Annotated in this window: 1 protein-coding gene; it reads right to left on the minus strand. The window is 50.8% G+C overall.

Annotated features, from left to right (window positions below; genetic code table 11):
• Window positions 1-897: MASE1 domain-containing protein (locus XANALMUS060_RS17220; protein WP_045739490.1), on the minus strand; the 897-nt coding region annotated here is incomplete at its 3' end.
• Between the last annotated feature and the right edge of the window lie 21 nt (window positions 898-918).

The raw sequence follows: 918 nt of genomic DNA on the forward strand, positions 1-918 counted from the left end.
GGTACGCTCCGATTGCAGATAGCTGGCTTGTGCAAGCTGTATTGCTTCTTCTTGAGCATGACGTAAGCGCCATGTTCTCTCAATCAACGATGACAAACGGGAGCCGAATACGAACATCCCTGTGGCGGTAGACGCAAGCGCTAGCTGTACAGAAAATACTTCGGCATTGTATGCAAAAAGCTTTTTTGTGTCGGGTAACATGATGCCGATGGCTACGTTGGCCAGTGTGATGCCGATTGCCGCTCCACGCCAGCCATGTAGTAGCGTCATTGTGATTAAAGGAATAAGCATCATCGACATCAACAGTTGATGCAGGAAACTGTCTTGGATCATGACTGCGCTCATGAAAAGTGCCAGCACAGTTCCCGCGCATAAGATTCCATTCTTCAACAAGCGGGGGTTAGCTGCTTCATTCTCATTACGCCGTAACCACAGCAGTCCCGGCATGATGAACATCAACATGCCGAGGTAGTCGCCTAACCAGAAGCGTATCAGTGTCTGTGTGGGTGTAAGGGTAGTGTCGCCCTCGAACACTGCATTCATTGCTATGTTGCACAAGGTGCTCCAAAGCGCCAAGGCCAATGCTAGAGGTAGAAGTAGGCACTCTTGGTGTAGCAGTCGCTTCATGTGGCGTCTAGCTGCATGAACTGCTAGTGCCACACATGGCAGCATCAGGAAGGAAACAGCATATGTTCCAAATAGGCTAGTGCTGGGCGCTTGCACTATGAGTAAGCTGATCACCAGCAGTGCTGATGCATCGCCGAGCAGCAGATAAGGCCATAGTCGGTAGGGCAGGAAGAGTAGGGACGCTGCGCGCAGTCCTGCAGGTAAATACCATTGATCGACTGAGAGCTGCCAAGCTATCAGAAAGGAAGTGCAGTAAGACGCACTTAGCAAGAATCCCCGAGCGATGTCTTT

This window comes from Xanthomonas sp. MUS 060 (assembly GCF_000963215.1).
Taxonomy (GTDB): Bacteria; Pseudomonadota; Gammaproteobacteria; order Xanthomonadales; family Xanthomonadaceae; genus Xanthomonas_A.